Below are 15,494 nucleotides of genomic sequence, written 5' to 3'. Positions count from 1 at the left end.
CGACGGATGGCCAACGACATCGCCGCGAACCTCGTGCACCTGCCGGGTGCGCAGGCCGCCGAGGCCGTCGCGGGCCACATCGGCAGGTTCTGGGACCCGCGCATGCGCGCCCGGCTCTTCCGTTGCGTCGACACCGGCGCGGAGGGCCTGGACCCCCTGGTGGTGGCCGCGGTACGGCTGCTGCGCTGACCGTGCGGGGCCGGTCCGGACCCGGACCGGCCCCGCACCGGCGGCCGCTGTGGGCGGGCTCACAGGCGGCGGGCACCGGGGGAGCGGCGGGCCGGTGACCGCGCTGTGCTAGGGTTCTCGAAGTTGCAGTTGTGGTACCCATGGATCTATGTGCGCCTGACGGGAAACTTCTCCTTCAGGCGCATTATTTGTTCTACCGGCATCTCCGGATGGGGCCTCTGCCTACAGAAGGAGAGCGTCATGGCACAGGGAACCGTGAAGTGGTTCAACGCCGAAAAGGGTTTCGGCTTCATTGAGCAGGACGGCGGCGGCCCCGACGTCTTCGCCCACTACTCGAACATCGCGACCCAGGGCTTCCGTGAGCTCCAGGAGGGCCAGCGGGTCTCGTTCGACGTCACGCAGGGCCAGAAGGGCCCGCAGGCGGAGAACATCGTCCCCGCCTGATCGCCGGACGCGTATCTGTTCACCGGGGTCCGCACCGTTTCGGTGCGGACCCCGGTTTGCGCTGGTTCCAGGAAGGCAGTAACCGCATGTCCCGCAGGCCCCAGAAGCCGACCCGGCGCACGTCGTCGCCCGCACCGTCCGCGGCGCCGCCGCGCGAGTTCCGGCTGCCGGAGAGCACGACGCCCGCGCTTCCCCCCGTCGAGGACTTCGCGGCCCTCGACATGCCCGCGGGGCTGCTGAAGACCCTCACCGCGCAGGGCGTGACCGACCCCTTCCCCATCCAGGCCGCCACGCTGCCCAACTCGCTCGCCGGCCGCGACCTGCTCGGACGCGGACGCACCGGCTCCGGCAAGACCCTCGCCTTCGGGCTCGCGCTGCTGGCCCGTACGGCCGGACTGCGCGCGGAGCCCAAGGCACCGCTCGCCCTGGTCCTGGTGCCCACCCGTGAGCTCGCCCAGCAGGTGACGGACGCGCTGACCCCGTACGCGACGGCCGTGAACCTCCGGCTGACCACGGTGGTCGGCGGGCTGTCCATGACCAAGCAGGCCGCCACGCTCAAGCGCGGCGTCGAGGTCCTCGTGGCCACCCCCGGCCGGCTCAACGACCTGGTGGAGCAGGGCGCCTGCCTGCTCGGGGACGTCCGCATCACGGTGCTGGACGAGGCCGACCAGATGACCGACATGGGCTTCATGCCGCAGATCACCAAGCTGATCGAGCGCGTGCGGCCCGACGGGCAGCGGATGCTGTTCTCGGCCACCCTGGACGGCAACATCGACCGGCTGGTGCAGCGGTTCCTGACCGACCCCGTGGTGCACTCCGTGGACCCGTCCGCGGGCGCGGTGACCACCATGGAGCACCACGTGCTCCACGTCCTGGACGAGACCGACAAGAAGGCCGTCACCACGCGCATCGCGGCACGCGACGGCCGGGTCATCCTCTTCATCGACACCAAGAGGGCCGCCGACCGGCTCGCCAAGCGGCTCCTGTCCGTCGGCGTCCGCGCGGCGGCACTGCACGGCGGGCGCTCCCAGCCGCAGCGCAACCGCACCCTGGAGCAGTTCAAGACCGGTCTGGTCACCGCGCTGGTCGCCACGAACGTCGCGGCCCGCGGCATACACGTCGACGACCTCGACCTGGTCGTGAACGTCGATCCCCCGACCGACCACAAGGACTACCTACACCGGGGCGGCCGCACGGCCCGCGCCGGCGGCTCCGGCAGCGTGGTCACGCTGGTCCTGCCCGAGCAGAAGCGGGACGTCACCCGGCTGATGTCGGACGCGGGCATCCGCCCCCGTACGGCACGGGTGACCTCCGGCGACGCGGCACTGGCCACCATCACCGGTGCCCGTGAGCCGTCCGGCGTGGCCATCACCATCGAGGTGCCGCAGCCGGCCGCTCCGGCCCCGCGCACCTCCGAGCCCGGCAAGCGGCCCAGCCGCCGGCGCCGCAGCGGTGGCGGCACGACCGCCGCCGGGACCGGCACGGGCACCGGCGGCGGTCAGGGTACGGACCGCCGCGCCGCGGCCGGCTCCGGCCGCCGCACGGCGTCCCGCGGCGCCGCTACCACGGCGTCCCGCGGCACCGGCGGCCGTACCGCCTCCGGTACGTCGGCCGGCTCCGGCTCCGGCAACCCCGCCCGCGGCACCGGCCGCCGCACGGCCTCCGGCGGCGCCACGGGCGGCGGCGAGGGCCGCGGCGGCCGGGGAGGCCGCCGCTCCTCCGGGGCCTGAGCGGAGGGGCGGTGACGTCGACCCGGACGGTGTCCCGTCACGACGGCCGCCCGCCGAACTGCCAGTGGTGCACCTCGATGTCGGCGTACCGGTCCGGAGTGAGCACGGCACGTGCGCTCTCCGGGTCCGGTGCCCGGAGCAGTGCCGCCGTGCCGAGCCAGGCGCTGCCGTCGTCGGAGAGCAGCGGCCCGTAGGCGATCAGGTCGTCGGAGCCGGGCGGCGGGACGAGGTCGGCGGCCGGCCCCGCGCCGAGGCCGAGCACCATGTACCGGTCGCCCCCGGTCCGGCCGCCCGGGAAGTCCCACATCGTGCGCCCCAGCACGTTGCGCCACCGGCGCAGCACTACGTCCCGGTAGACGCCGGCCTGGTAGTAGGGCTCGTCGAAGGCGAACGCGCGGGCCGCGGCGGGATCGGGCAGGTCGACGATGTGCACGCTCCCGGTGGGGGTGTCGAGGTCGTCCGCGAGGGTCGGACCCCGGGCGATCATCTCCTTCGCGAACCGGTCCATGTAGCCCCAGTGCTCTTCGAGCAGTTCGTCGCGCAGGGCCATGGAACCGGGCCGGTCGCGGTGGTAGCAGAGAAACTCCATGCCCGCAGGATCCCTTCGGGCGGCCGCCCGGGTCGAGCGGGTTTCCGCGCGGCGGCGGCCCGTTACATCTGAGCGGCCGTCAAGCGGACGTGTGAATCCGGCCGTCGGCCCGCCGCGTCCGGCCGGAATGCGTGCAGTCCCAGGTCGGGGCGAGTGAATCCCGGTGCCCTCGCAGGGGGTTACCGGCTCCGCGGCGGGCCCAATGGTAATGCGGTAGTCAATCTTCCCGACATCCTCTGGACACACGCTTCCGCCGATCCATACCGTATGCAATCTCCAGTATGTAATGCATCGCACACCGACCGGCTGACCAGCCACAACTCCGCCCCTGGGCGCGGCTTTCCCGCGTGCCTGGGGGATGCACCGATGTGCCACCGACCGTGCGCTGCACGGTCCGGGATGCCGCCCCGGACCCCAGCCGAACGGACGGCGTACCACCGGCACGGCCGCATGCCGGCCGTGCCGCAGGGATGGGATTCCGTACCACCCCGCCGCATGAAGAGAAAAGCCCAGGGAGCGCACGCCAGGTTCTTTTCACGCAAGGGAAGGCACACATGTCAGCAATACCTGAGGTGGCTCCTGCTCCCTATCGGGAAGTCACCGACGTGAACGGCCGCGTGTACCGGGTCGGCGAGTCCGACCGGTCCATCCTGGGCAGGCCCCGGGCCTGGATGGTCTGGCTGCCGTGGTTCGCGATGATGGGTGTCAGCGTCTTCGAGTACGGCTACAGCTCCGCGGAGTCGACGCTGGAGAGCGCCCACGGGTGGACCCTCACGGAGGCGTTCTGGATCGCCAGCGTATGGGCGGTCTTCCAGGCGGGAGTGGCGTTCCCCGCCGGACGGCTGAGGGAGACCGGCGTCCTGCCGGCCAGGACGGCCATGCTCGCCGGCGCGCTGCTGTCCGGCCTCGGCCTCTCGGCCGTCGCGCACTTCGGCAACCCCGTCGTGGTGATCCTCGGCTACTCGGTGCTGGGCGGCACCGGAGCGGGTCTGGTGTACGCGACCTGCATCAACATGGTCGGCAAGTGGTACCCGGACAACAAGGGCGCCCGCACCGGGTTCGTCAACGGCGGCTTCGCCTACGGCACTCTGCCCTTCATCTTCGTCTTCAGCTACTGGTTCCACCCCGGGAACTTCAAGCTGGTCCTCGACCTGATCGCGGTCTTCATGGTGGTCGTGGTGGGCGTGTGCGGCATGTTCTTCAAGGACCCGCCCAAGAGCTGGTGGCCGCAGGACGTGGACCCGCTGAACCGGGTCACGACCGAGGACTCCGCGCGTGTCGCGAAGCGGCTGGCCAAGAACCCCCCGGCGAAGGCCCAGTTCACCCCGATGCAGGCGATCAGGACCGGGCAGCTGCCGTTGATGTGGTTCGCGCTGGTGTGCATCGGCGGCGTGTCGCTCTTCGGCATCAACTTCCAGGTGCCGTTCGCCAAGAGCCTCGGCTTCGGGCCGCTGGTGGCCGCGTCGTCAGCGGGTGTGCTCGCCGTGGTCAACGGCGTCGGCCGGGCGGCGGTGGGCTGGCTGTCCGACACCCTGGGCCGCAAGCGGACGCTCACGCTGGTCCTGGTCGTCGCCGGAGTGGCGCAGTTCGGCGTCCTGTGGTCGGGCCAGGCCCACAACGAACCCCTCTTCCTGTTCTTCGCGTTCGTCAACGGCTTCGGCGGCGGTGCCTTCTACCCGCTGTTCGCCGCGCTCGTGCCGGACTACTTCGGCGAGAACAACAACGCGCAGAACTACGGTCTGGTCTACAGCGCCAAGCTGTTCGGCGGTGTCTTCGGCGGCGGCCTGGCCGCCTCGGTGATCAGTGCCTGGGGTTACACCGGTGGCTACAGCCTGGCCGGGGGCATCGCCTTCCTGTCGGCCGCGATCACCTTGTTCCTGCGCCAGCCGAAGCCCTCGCACGTGGCGGAGGCCGTCGTCCAGGCGCAGCAGGCCGCCGGCGGCCCGGCGGCCGAGCCGTCCCCCGCGGAGGCGAGCAGCGGCTGAGCGGCACCGGACCGGAGGGGGCGCCCGCCCCGGCGCCCCCTCCCGCAAGACGTGCGCGGGCGAACGGAGCCCGGCCCGGTCCAGCGGCAGTTCCGCGCCGGGTCGTCCGCGTCACGGGAGCGGGGCCGGCCGGTGGGGTGCGCTCCCTGCTTCGTCCGGTCCCGCCCCATTTCCCCTGACGTTACGGGGAGACGGGGCGGCGCCCGTCACCCAGTCACCCGTTCCGGGCGCCGGCGGCGGCGATCTGCCGGCCGTAGAAGTCCGTGGTGCGCTGGGTGTGACAGCGCATCAGTTCCTCCGCGCGCTCCGCGTCGCCCTCGGCGATCGCGTCGATGAGGGAGGCGTGCTCGGTCCAGGCCTCCTTGCCGCGGGGCTTGGCGATGGGCATGTAGTACCAGCGCACCCGCCGGTCGACCTGGGGGATCAGTTCCGCCAGCACCTTGTTGCGGGACAGCTCGGTGATGAAGCCGTGCAGGGCCGCGTTGGCCTCCACGATGCCCCGCGCGTCGTCGGCCGCCAAGGCGGCGATGCCGGCCTCCTGCAGCTCCCACAGGCGGGCCACGTCCTCCTCGGTCGCGTGCAGCGCGGCGCCGTGGGCGGAGTGCGTCTCCAGGACGGCGCGGACGCTGAGGAGTTGGGCGGCTTCTTCCTGGGTGGGGGCGTGGACGAAGGCGCCTTGGGCGGGGCGGAGGTCGACCCAGCCGTCGGTCTGGAGGCGTTGGAGGGCTTCGCGTACGGGTTGGCGGCTGACGCCGAGGTGTTCGGCGAGTTCGGCCTCGACCAGGTGCTGGCCGGGGGTGAGCGTGCCGTTGATGATCAGGTCGATCAGCGCGTCGTAGACGGCCTGGCGCAGCGGCGCCGGTCGTTTGATCCGGACGGTGGCGGCTGCGGCGGTGCGTGTGTCGCGCATGGGCCCCCTCATCGGACTGCGGTTCGGTGACGGAGCCAGGATACAGGTTTTAGTATGCAATCTACCTGGGGTCTTGTACAAAACTTGGTAACCGTACGGCAGTTGACGCTGGTGGGGGCGGGTGACCCGCACCGGGCGGGGGGGGGGGGGCGGGGGCCCCCCCCCCCCCCCCGGGGGGGGGGGCCCCCCGGGGGGGGGGGGGGGGCCCCCCCCCCCCCCCCCCCCCCCCCCGCCCGGTGCCGGGCCCGGCACACGGTCAGGCGTGCGAGGGCTGCTCGGACGTCCGCGGGCCCGGCCGCGAGGCCGCGGAGCCGGTGTCCGTCGCGCTCAGCGCCCGCAGGATGCCCTCCACGCTCTGCTTCGCGTCGCCGAAGAGCATGCGGCTGTTCTCGCGGAAGAACAGCGGGTTCTGCACGCCCGCGTACCCCGAGGACATGGACCGCTTGAAGACGATGACGTTCTCGGCCTCCCACACCCGCAGCACCGGCATGCCGGCGATCGGGCTGGCCGGGTCCTCCTGCGCGGCCGGGTTGACGGTGTCGTTGGCGCCGATGACCAGCACCACGGTGGTGCCGGCGAAGTCGTCGTTGATCTCGTCCATTTCCAGCACGACGTCGTAGGGCACCCTGGCCTCGGCCAGCAGCACGTTCATGTGCCCGGGCAGCCGCCCGGCCACCGGGTGCACGCCGAACCGCACCGTCACCCCGCGCTCGCGCAGGGCGGCGGTCAGCTCGGCCACCGGGTGCTGGGCCTGGGCGACCGCCATGCCGTAACCGGGGGTGATGATCACGGAGGTGGCGTTCTCCAGCAGTTCTGCGGTCTCCTCGGCGCTGGTCTCGCGGTGCTCGCCCTGCTCGGCGTCGCCGCTCGGCGCCGCCTCGATGCCGAAGCCGCCGGCGATCACCGAGATGAAGGACCGGTTCATCGCCTTGCACATCACGTACGACAGGTAGGCGCCGGAGGAGCCCACCAGCGCGCCGGTGACGATGAGCAGGTTGTTGTCGAGCAGGAAGCCCGCCGCGGCGGCCGCCCAGCCCGAGTAGCTGTTGAGCATCGAGACGACGACCGGCATGTCGCCGCCGCCGATGGAGGCGACCAGGTGCCAGCCCAGCGCGAGCGCCAGGACGGTCACGGCGATCATCAGACCGAGGCTCGGGCTGACGGCGAACCAGACCGTCAGTGTCACGAAGGCGGCCAGCGCGCCGAGGTTGAGGGCGTTCTTCCCCGGCAGCGTCAGCGGCCGGGACTTGATCCGGGCCGACAGCTTCAGGAATGCGATGATCGATCCGGTGAAGGTCACCGCGCCGATGAAGATGCCGATGAACACCTCGGCGTGGTGGATCCGCAGCAGCTCGGAGGCGATCCGGGTCTGCTCCGCGCCGTGCGCCTCGACCTCCAGGTAGCTGTTCCAGCCGACCAGCACCGCGGCCAGGCCGACGAGGCTGTGCAGGACGGCGATGAGCTCCGGCATCTGGGTCATCTCGACCTTGCGGGCCCGCCACAGGCCCACGGAGCCGCCGACGGCCGTGGCGAGGACGATCAGCAGGACGGCGCCCGTCGAGACGTCCCGTGCGGCGACGACGACGGTGGCGACGAGCGCCAGCGCCATGCCTCCGATGCCGTACGCGACCCCGGCGCGGGAGGTGCGGTGCTGGGAGAGCCCGGCCAGGCTGAAGATGAACAGCAGCGCGGCGACGATGTCGGCGGCCTGTGCGGCCGTTGTTGCGGTCATCGATCCTCAGCCTTTCGAGAACATGCCGAGCATGCGGCGGGTGACGGCGAATCCTCCGAAGATGTTCACGGTCGTCAGCGTGATCGCCACGAGCGACAGCACGGCGACGAGCACCCCGTCGTGGCCGATCTGCAGCAGCGCGCCGACCACCACGATCCCGGAGATCGCGTTGGTGACCGACATCAGCGGGGTGTGCAGGGCGTGATGGACCTTGCCGATCACGTAGTAGCCGATGACCACGGCCAGCGCGAACACCGTGAAGTTGCCGATGAGCTGGGCGGGGGAGAAGGCGACCAGGAGGAACATCGCGATCATGCCCAGGCCGACGAGGCCGTAGCGGAGGCCCGGCGTCAGGCGGGCCTCCTTGGCCTGCGGGGCCGCGGCCGCGGCAGGGGCGGCGGCGGTCGCCGGCTGCGCGGGCGCCGCGGCGGACACCTGGACGGGCGGCGGCGGCCAGGTCTTCTCGCCGTCCCGCACCACGGTCACCGACCGCTGCACGACGTCGTCGAAGTCCAGCGTCAGCCGCCCGTCCTTGCCGGGCGTCAGCAGCTTGAGCAGGTTGACGAGGTTGGTCCCGTACAACTGCGAGGCCTGGGCGGGCAGTCGGCCCGCGAGGTCGGTGTAGCCGATGATCGTCACGTCGTTGCCGGTGACGATCGCCTTCCCGCTGACCGTGCCCTCGACGTTGCCACCCTGCGCCGCGGCCATGTCGACGATGACGCTGCCGGGCTTCATGGACGCCACGTCGGCGGCCGTGATCAGCCGGGGCGCCGGGCGACCGGGGATCAGCGCGGTGGTGATGATGATGTCGACGTCCGCGGCCTGCTCGCTGTAGATCTCGGCCGCGCGCCGGTCGTACGCCTCGGTGGTCGCCTTGGCGTACCCGTCGCCGCTCGCCTCCTGCTCGACCTCCACGGCGAGGAACTCAGCCCCCAGTGACCGCACTTGGTCGGCGACCTCGGCCCGGGGGTCGGTGGCCCGCACCACCGCGCCCAGGCTGCCCGCCGCGCCGATCGCCGCGAGACCGGCCACGCCCGCGCCGGCCACCAGGACCTTCGCGGGCGGCACCTTGCCCGCCGCGGTGACCTGGCCGGTGAAGAAGCGCCCGAAGACGTGGGCGGCCTCGATCACCGCCCGGTAGCCCGCGATGTTGGCCATCGAGCTGAGCACGTCCATCGACTGGGCCCGGGATATGCGGGGCACGGCGTCCATCGACAGGACGGTGATCGGCCGCCGTGCGAGTTCGTCGACGAGGCCCGGATTGATCGCGGGGCCGATCAGCCCGACGAGGGTCGCCCCGTCGCGCAGCTTGGCCATCTCCTCCTGCGAGGGCGCGTTGACCTTGAGTACGACGTCCGCCTGCCAGGCGTCGCCGATCCGTGCGCCGGCCTCGGTGTAGGCCTCGTCGGAGAAGCCCGAGGCCGTTCCGGCCTCCGACTCCACGACGACCTCGTAACCGATGGCCCGGAGCTTGCGGACGCTGTCCGGTGTGGCCGCCACGCGGGTCTCCCCGGCGGTGGACTCGGTGACGACACCGATCTGCTGTGGTGGTGAATCCGACATCGCTCTCCTGTTCCGTCCCTTCCGACTGACAAACCGGTGCCGTTGCCAGGCGAGCCGTCGGCCGTCCTGCGCCTGCCCCGGCCGGCTGTCCTGACGTGGGCCTTCACCACGAGCCGCCGGCGGACGTGCCCAGCGGTGCGTTCCTTGCGACGGTGGGCCGGCCTCGGTGCGCGGTGGCGCGCCGGCACAGCGTGTGCGGCGAAGGTTTCCCCCGATGGGTGCCCGGCCAACCAGTCAGGGGTGTGAGTTGTGCCGCCTTGTGAGGCGTTGACGCCGGGCCCGGCCCGTCGCGGGGCCGCGGTGGGGGCCCGGGTACGGGCGTGCGCCTTTCCGTGTAGGGACTGTACATCGCCGGACAGCACTGCATACAGTATTCATTCCCGCTCGAATCGAGAGGAGCCGCCGTGAGAATTGCAGTCCTCGGAGCCGGTGCGATCGGCGCCTACTGGGGCGCGGCACTGCACCGTGGTGGCGCCGACGTCCACCTGATCGCCCGAGGTGAGCATCTGCGGGCCATACGCGCGGACGGGGTCCGGGTACTCAGTCCGCGAGGTGACTTCGTGGCACGGCCCCACGCCACGGACGACCCGGGCGAGATCGGTCCGGTGGACTACGTCTTCCTGGGTCTGAAGGCACACGCGTACCCGACCTCCGGATCACTGGTCGCCCCGCTGATCGGCGACAGCACCGCGGTGGTGGCCGCTCAGAACGGCATCCCGTGGTGGTACTTCCACCGACTCCCCGGTCCCTACGAAGGGCGGCGGATCGAGTCGGTCGACCCGGGCGGCGCCACCAGCAAGGTGCTGCCACCGGAGCGGGCGATCGGCTGCGTGGTCTACCCCGCCACCGTCATCGAGGCCCCGGGGGTCATCCGGCACCTGGAGGGCACCCGCTTCTCCATCGGCGAGCCGGCGGGCGGGGTCTCGGACCGGTGCACGGCCCTGAGCGAGGCCATGATCGCGGGCGGTCTCAAGAGCCCGGTGGAGCCCGACCTGCGCGACGACATCTGGATCAAGCTGATGGGCAACGTCGCGTTCAACCCGATCAGCGCCCTGACCCGGGCGACCATGGTCGAGATCTGCAGGCACCCGCACACCCGGCGCCTCGTCACCCAGCTCATGGAGGAGACCCTCGACATCGCGGCCAGGGTCGGCAGCACCCCGGACATCTCGATTGAGAAGCGGCTGCGCGGCGCGGAAGGCGTCGGGCACCACAAGACCTCGATGCTCCAGGACCTGGAGGCCGGCAAGCAACTCGAACTCGACGCCATCGTCACGGCGGTGGTGGAGATGGCAGACATCTCCGGAGCCGAGGCGCCCGCCTTGCGCACGGTCCACGCCGCCACCGACCTGCTGGCGCAACGCGCCGCGGCGGGCTGGGAGATCGACGACAGCGCCCACAAGGCGGAGCCCGCGTAAGGCGGGCGGTGCCCGCACGAGGATCGGAGCAGTGGCGCGGCCCCGGGTCCCGGCGCAGACCGTGCCGGGACCCGGGGCCGGGCCGGGCGCGCGGGCCGCGGGATCGCGCTCGATAGGCTGACCGGGCCGGACCGCGACCAGCGGCACCACTGACGGCCTTGCGACTCCAGCAGGAAGCGCCCGGCGCGGCCACGGCCCCAGGCAGAGAGGAGTCGTTCATGCTGTTCCGTCAGCTGGAGTACTTCGTGGCGGTGGCCAGGGAGAGGCACTTCGCGCGGGCGGCCGAGTCCTGCTACGTGTCCCAGCCCGCGCTGTCGGCGGCGATCGCCAAGCTCGAACGCGAGCTGAACGTCACCCTGATCAACCGCGGCCACAACTACCAGGGCCTCACCCCCGAGGGCGAACGCCTCGTGGTGTGGGCCAAGCGGATCCTGGCCGAGCAGGAGGCCTTCAAGGCCGAGGTCGCCGCCGTCCAGTCCGGCATCACCGGCACCCTGCGGCTGGGCACGGAACCCACGGCGTCCACGACCCTCGTGCTGCCTGTCGCCGCGTTCTGCGCGGCGCACCCGCTGGCCAAGGTGCAGGTCCGCTCCCGGCTGTCGACCACGGAGCTGCACCGCCAGCTGCTCGCGTTCGAACTCGATGCCGCCATCGCTCACTTCGCACCGCACGACCGGGAGAACCTCCAGGTGATGTCGCTGTACGAGGAGCGCTACATGCTGCTCGCGCCCAGCGACCAGCTGCTGTCCCCGGCCGACACGATGCGCTGGTCGGACGCGGCCCAGCTGCCGCTCGCCCTGCTGACCACCGACATGAGGATCCGTCAGGTCATCGACAGCGCCTTCGCGGAGAGCGGCGTCGTGGTGACGCCCCAGGTGGAGACCGACTCCGTCGCGGCCCTGTACGCGAGCGTGGGCGCCGGCGCGTGCGCGAGCATCGTGCCGCACACCTGGCTGCGGGCGATGCCGCCGCTGGGCAGGATGCGGGCGGTCCGCCTGGTCGAGCCGGACGCCCGGGCGCAGGTGTCGGTCGCGATCCACTCCGCGACCCCCGGCTCGGTCGCGGCACGGGCGTTCATGAACGCGGCGGCGGGCCTGGCGCTGGACGAGTTCTTCGACGAGCCGCTGCCGGCCGAGCACCGCGTCAGGTGAGACCGGGCCCGCGGTGCCGGTCCGCGGCGTCCGTGCCGTCCGCAGCGTCCGCGTACAGCGCGCCCACCGCCGCCCGGTCGAGTCCTCCCTTGGCGGTGTGCGGGAGCGCGGCGACGACGGAGAGCCGGTCGGGCACCTCGAAGGCGGCCAGCCGGGCGCGGCAGTACCGCAGGATCTCCTCCGGCCCGACGCTCTCGCCCCGCGACAGGACCACGGCCGCGCCGACGCGCTGACCGTACGTCGCGTCGGGCACGGCGAACACGGCGGCCTCCGCGACACCGGGACAGCCCGCCAGCACGTCCTCGACGTGCTCCGGCGAGATCTTCTCGCCCCCGCGGTTGATCAGGTTCTTGATGCGCCCGGTCAGGAAGAGGTACCCGTCCTCGTCCAGGGTGCCGAGGTCGCCCGTACGGAGCCATCCGTCGCCGAAACTGCGCTCCGTCTCGGCCGGGTCGGCGAGGTAGCCGCGGGCGACGGTGGCCCCGCGCACCCACACCTCGCCCTCGGCGCCGGCCGGGCAGGGCCGCCCGCCGGGGCCCACGACCCGCAGTTCCACCCCGGTCGAGCGGCCGACCGAGCCGTGCTTCAACGACCCGTGGCGCGGCAGCGGTTCGCTGGTCGCCTGGTGGGTGGACTCCGTCATCCCGTACGCCGACAGCAGCGGCGCACCCAGCGCGCGCTCTAGCGCCCGCTGGGTGGCCGCGTTCAGGGGGGCGCTGCAACTGCGCACGAACTTCAGCGGCGGGCTGTGCGCGGGCGCCCGTGGGCCCGGGTGGTCGATCGCCGAGCGGTCCAGCAGGATCTCGTGGATGGTCGGCACCGCGGTGAACCAGGTGGCGCCCGCCGCTCGCATGTCGTCCCAGAACGTGTGCGCCGAGAACCGGCCGCGCGCGGGCAGCAGCACGCAGCCGCCGCTCGCCAGGGAGGCCAGCAGCGCGGCGAAGAGTCCGTGGCCGTGGAAGAACGGCATCACCGCCACGGTCGCGTCACCGGGCCCCAGCTCGTAGGTGGCGCAGATGCCCCGCACGGACGCGGCCACGTTGGCGTGCGTGAGGGGGACCATCTTGGCCTGGTCGGTGGTCCCCGCGGTGAACAGCACCAGGGCGTCGCCGACGGTGAGTTCGCGGGCCGCGCCCCGTGCTGCGGTGGCCGGCGCGGGCGCGCCGGCGTCCAGGGCCGCGGAAGCCGTACCGGCGCGGGACACCGCCACGCGCAGCGGCCAGGCGGGGACGCCGGAGGGCGTGACCGGGGCCGCCTCGCCGGCGGACGGCCCGGTCAGCAGCGCCCGAACCCCCAGCGCCTCCAGCCGGGCGGACACCTGGGACGCGGGCAGCGCCGGGTCCACGGGGGCGACCACCAGCCCCGCGCGCGCCCCGCCCAGGAGCGCGACGACGAACTCGGCGGTGTTGGCGCACGCCAGGCCCACCACGTCCCCGCGGCGCAGCCCCGTGCCGCCGAGCCGGGCGGCCACGTCGTCGGCCAGGGCGGAGAGCGCGCCGTAGGAGAGCTCCACCCGGTCCCCGGTGACCACGAGCGCGCGGGCGCGGGGACGCTCGCGGACGTGCCGGTCCAGCAGATCGGCGAGGCCGCCGATGGCCGGCGGCCGGTACCGGTTCGGGTCGCGCACGGATGCTGCGGCCGGAACGGTCATGACCGCACCTCCTTGGCGCCGGGGCCGTCGGGCCAGGCCTTGCCGGCCCGCCCTGCTGAGCCGTCTCCCCAGCGAGACTGGGCGGGGCGCCCGGCACACGTCCAATACGCGCTGGTGAACGGTCGATAGCGGACGTCTATCAAGGGTGCTCCGGGCGGCTGCGGCATGCGTTGATAGACGCTGCTTATGGGCTGGTCGCCGATAGGTCTTGGACGCGGGCGTGCGCGCTGCGGATGGTGAGACGAGTAGCCGCACTCGCATGACCTGCCCAAGGAGGACCTCGGACCATGACCGCCCCCTCACCACTGGAGACCGTGGCGACCGCCGATGTTCCGGCCGAGCTCACCGACGGGTACCACCTGGTCGTCGACGCGCTCAAGTCGAACGATGTCGACACCATCTACGGGGTGGTCGGCATCCCGATCACCGACCTGGCCCGCCTCGCCCAGGCGCAGGGCATCCGCTACATCGGCTTCCGCCACGAGAGCAACGCGGGACACGCGGCGGCGGCGGCCGGCTACCTGACGAAGAAGCCGGGCGTGTGCCTGACGGTGTCCGCGCCGGGCTTCCTCAACGGGCTGGTCGCGCTGGCGAACGCCACCACCAACTGCTTCCCGATGGTGCAGATCTCCGGCTCCAGCGAGCGCCATCTGGTCGACCTCAAGCAGGGCGACTACGAGGAGATGGACCAGCTCGCCGCCGCCCAGCAGTTCTGCAAGGCCGCCTACCGCGTGAGCCGGGTCGAGGACATCGGCCGCGGCATCGCCCGCGCGCTGCGCACCGCGATCTCCGGGCGCCCCGGCGGTGTCTATCTCGACATCCCCGCCGCGGTGCTCGGCTCCATCATGAACGCCGAGGAGGGCGCGAGGACGGTGAGCCGTCTGGTCGACCCCGCGCCGCGCCAGATCCCCGCGCCCGAGGCGGTGGACCGCGCGATCGAGCTGCTGGCCGGCGCTCAGCGGCCGCTGGTGGTCCTCGGCAAGGGCGCCGCGTACGCCCAGGCGGACGACCAGGTACGCGAGTTCATCGAGTCCACCGGCATCCCGTACGTGCCGATGTCGATGGCCAAGGGCCTGCTGCCCGACGACCACCCGCAGTCGGCCGCCACCGCCCGCTCGCTGGCGCTGAAGAAGGCCGACGTCGTGATGCTGGTGGGCGCCCGCCTCAACTGGCTGCTGAACCACGGCGAGGCGCCGCAGTGGAACCCCGACGCGAAGTTCATCCAGGTCGACATCGAGCCCAAGGAGATGGACAGCAACCAGCCCATCGCCGCCCCGCTCGTCGGTGACATCGAGTCGGTGCTCGACGCGCTCGCCGAGCGCACCAAGCCCGGCCAGATCTCCGCCCCCGCCGCCTGGCGCGAGGAGCTGGCGGCGCGCTCCGCGCAGAACGTCGCCAAGATGGCCGAGCGACTGAAGGCCGACCCGCACCCGATGCAGTTCATGGGCGCCCTGAAGGCGGTACGCGACGTCGTGCGCGAGCGCCCCGAGACGTACATCGTCAACGAGGGCGCCAACGCCCTGGACATCGCGCGCAACGTGATCGACATGCACGTGCCGCGGCACCGCCTGGACAGCGGCACGTGGGGCGTCATGGGCATCGGCATGGGCTACGCGATCGCCGCCGCCGTGGAGAGCGGGGCGCCGGTGGTGGCCGTCGAGGGCGACAGCGCCTTCGGGTTCAGCGGCATGGAGCTGGAGACGATCTGCCGCTACAAGCTCCCCGTGGTGACCGTGATCATGAACAACGGCGGCGTCTACCGCGGCGACGACGTCAACCCGCTGGACGACGCCCCGTCCCCGACGACGCTGATGTCCTCGGCCCGCCACGAGCTGATGATCGAGGCGTTCGGCGGCAAGGGCTACCGCGCGACCACGCCCGCCGAGGTCACCGCCGCCCTCACCGAGGCGCTGGCCTCGGGCGGCCCGGCTCTCATCGACTGCGTGATCGACCCCTCGGCCGGCACCGAGAGCGGCCACATCTCGCACCTCAACCCGAAGGGCATCACCGTCGGCAACATCGTGCCGGCGAAGAAGTGACCGCCCGTCACCACTCGCCCGCCCGCACCCCGCGTCATCCCGCCAGCACAGCCCACCACCCGCACCGCGAACATTCACCAGAAGGAAGCCACC

Annotated in this window: 12 protein-coding genes; 7 read left to right on the top strand and 5 right to left on the bottom strand. The window is 72.3% G+C overall.

From position 1 onward, the window contains the following. Window positions 1–6: 6 nt before the first annotated feature. The 3 genes from ACIP98_RS33605 (at window position 7) to ACIP98_RS33595 (ending at window position 2,363) form a co-directional block, all read left to right on the top strand. Entirely contained in the window at window positions 7–189 is a 183-nt protein-coding gene (locus tag ACIP98_RS33605) for a formate dehydrogenase subunit delta (RefSeq protein ID WP_319665582.1), read from the top strand. Window positions 190–429: 240 nt separating this feature from the next. Continuing rightward, entirely contained in the window at window positions 430–633 is a 204-nt protein-coding gene (locus tag ACIP98_RS33600) for a cold-shock protein (RefSeq protein WP_030069301.1), read from the top strand. Between the two features lie 86 nt (window positions 634–719). Continuing rightward, window positions 720–2,363, top strand: a complete 1,644-nt coding sequence (locus ACIP98_RS33595) for a DEAD/DEAH box helicase (RefSeq protein WP_401979592.1) — start codon at window positions 720–722, stop codon at window positions 2,361–2,363. A gap of 37 nt (window positions 2,364–2,400) precedes the next feature. Here the strand turns inward: ACIP98_RS33595 and ACIP98_RS33590 are convergent, their stop codons facing one another. Further along, window positions 2,401–2,952: a YciI family protein gene (locus tag ACIP98_RS33590; protein WP_401979589.1), complete on the bottom strand. Its 552-nt coding sequence runs from the start codon at window positions 2,950–2,952 to the stop codon at window positions 2,401–2,403. Between the two features lie 554 nt (window positions 2,953–3,506). Here ACIP98_RS33590 and ACIP98_RS33585 point away from each other — a divergent pair. After that, entirely contained in the window at window positions 3,507–4,937 is a 1,431-nt protein-coding gene (locus tag ACIP98_RS33585; protein ID WP_319665527.1) for an OFA family MFS transporter, read from the top strand. Between the two features lie 214 nt (window positions 4,938–5,151). On the opposite strand, the gene ACIP98_RS33580 is transcribed toward ACIP98_RS33585, so the two are convergent. The 3 genes from ACIP98_RS33580 to ACIP98_RS33570 all read right to left on the bottom strand — a co-directional run bounded on the left by ACIP98_RS33580 (window position 5,152) and on the right by ACIP98_RS33570 (window position 9,142). Next, complete coding sequence (locus ACIP98_RS33580; protein WP_319665526.1) at window positions 5,152–5,847, bottom strand: GntR family transcriptional regulator; 696 nt, start codon at window positions 5,845–5,847, stop codon at window positions 5,152–5,154. Window positions 5,848–6,103: 256 nt separating this feature from the next. After that, window positions 6,104–7,579: a Re/Si-specific NAD(P)(+) transhydrogenase subunit beta gene (gene pntB, locus ACIP98_RS33575; RefSeq protein WP_401979587.1), complete on the bottom strand. Its 1,476-nt coding sequence runs from the start codon at window positions 7,577–7,579 to the stop codon at window positions 6,104–6,106. A gap of 6 nt (window positions 7,580–7,585) precedes the next feature. Next, complete coding sequence (locus tag ACIP98_RS33570) at window positions 7,586–9,142, bottom strand: Re/Si-specific NAD(P)(+) transhydrogenase subunit alpha (RefSeq protein WP_401979585.1); 1,557 nt, start codon at window positions 9,140–9,142, stop codon at window positions 7,586–7,588. A 404-nt stretch (window positions 9,143–9,546) separates the two neighbouring features. On the opposite strand from ACIP98_RS33570, the gene ACIP98_RS33565 reads away from it, so the two are divergent. Beyond that, complete coding sequence (locus tag ACIP98_RS33565; protein ID WP_319665523.1) at window positions 9,547–10,560, top strand: 2-dehydropantoate 2-reductase; 1,014 nt, start codon at window positions 9,547–9,549, stop codon at window positions 10,558–10,560. A 218-nt stretch (window positions 10,561–10,778) separates the two neighbouring features. Further along, on the top strand, window positions 10,779–11,711 hold the full coding sequence (locus ACIP98_RS33560) for a LysR family transcriptional regulator (protein WP_319665522.1): 933 nt from the start codon (window positions 10,779–10,781) through the stop codon (window positions 11,709–11,711). Here ACIP98_RS33560 and ACIP98_RS33555 read toward each other — a convergent pair. Next, complete coding sequence (locus ACIP98_RS33555; RefSeq protein WP_401979584.1) at window positions 11,704–13,362, bottom strand: FadD7 family fatty acid--CoA ligase; 1,659 nt, start codon at window positions 13,360–13,362, stop codon at window positions 11,704–11,706. The genes ACIP98_RS33560 and ACIP98_RS33555 overlap by 8 nt on opposite strands. A 287-nt stretch (window positions 13,363–13,649) precedes the next feature. Between ACIP98_RS33555 and oxc the strand changes: the two genes are divergently transcribed. Continuing rightward, complete coding sequence (gene oxc / locus ACIP98_RS33550; RefSeq protein WP_319665520.1) at window positions 13,650–15,401, top strand: oxalyl-CoA decarboxylase; 1,752 nt, start codon at window positions 13,650–13,652, stop codon at window positions 15,399–15,401. Window positions 15,402–15,494: the final 93 nt, after the last annotated feature.

It is taken from the genome of Streptomyces sp. NPDC088354, from assembly GCF_044753585.1.
In the GTDB taxonomy this organism is placed as follows: domain Bacteria; phylum Actinomycetota; class Actinomycetes; order Streptomycetales; family Streptomycetaceae; genus Actinacidiphila.
The sequence above is the reverse complement of the archived record's forward strand: the minus strand, read 5'-3'. Positions and strand labels throughout refer to the sequence as shown.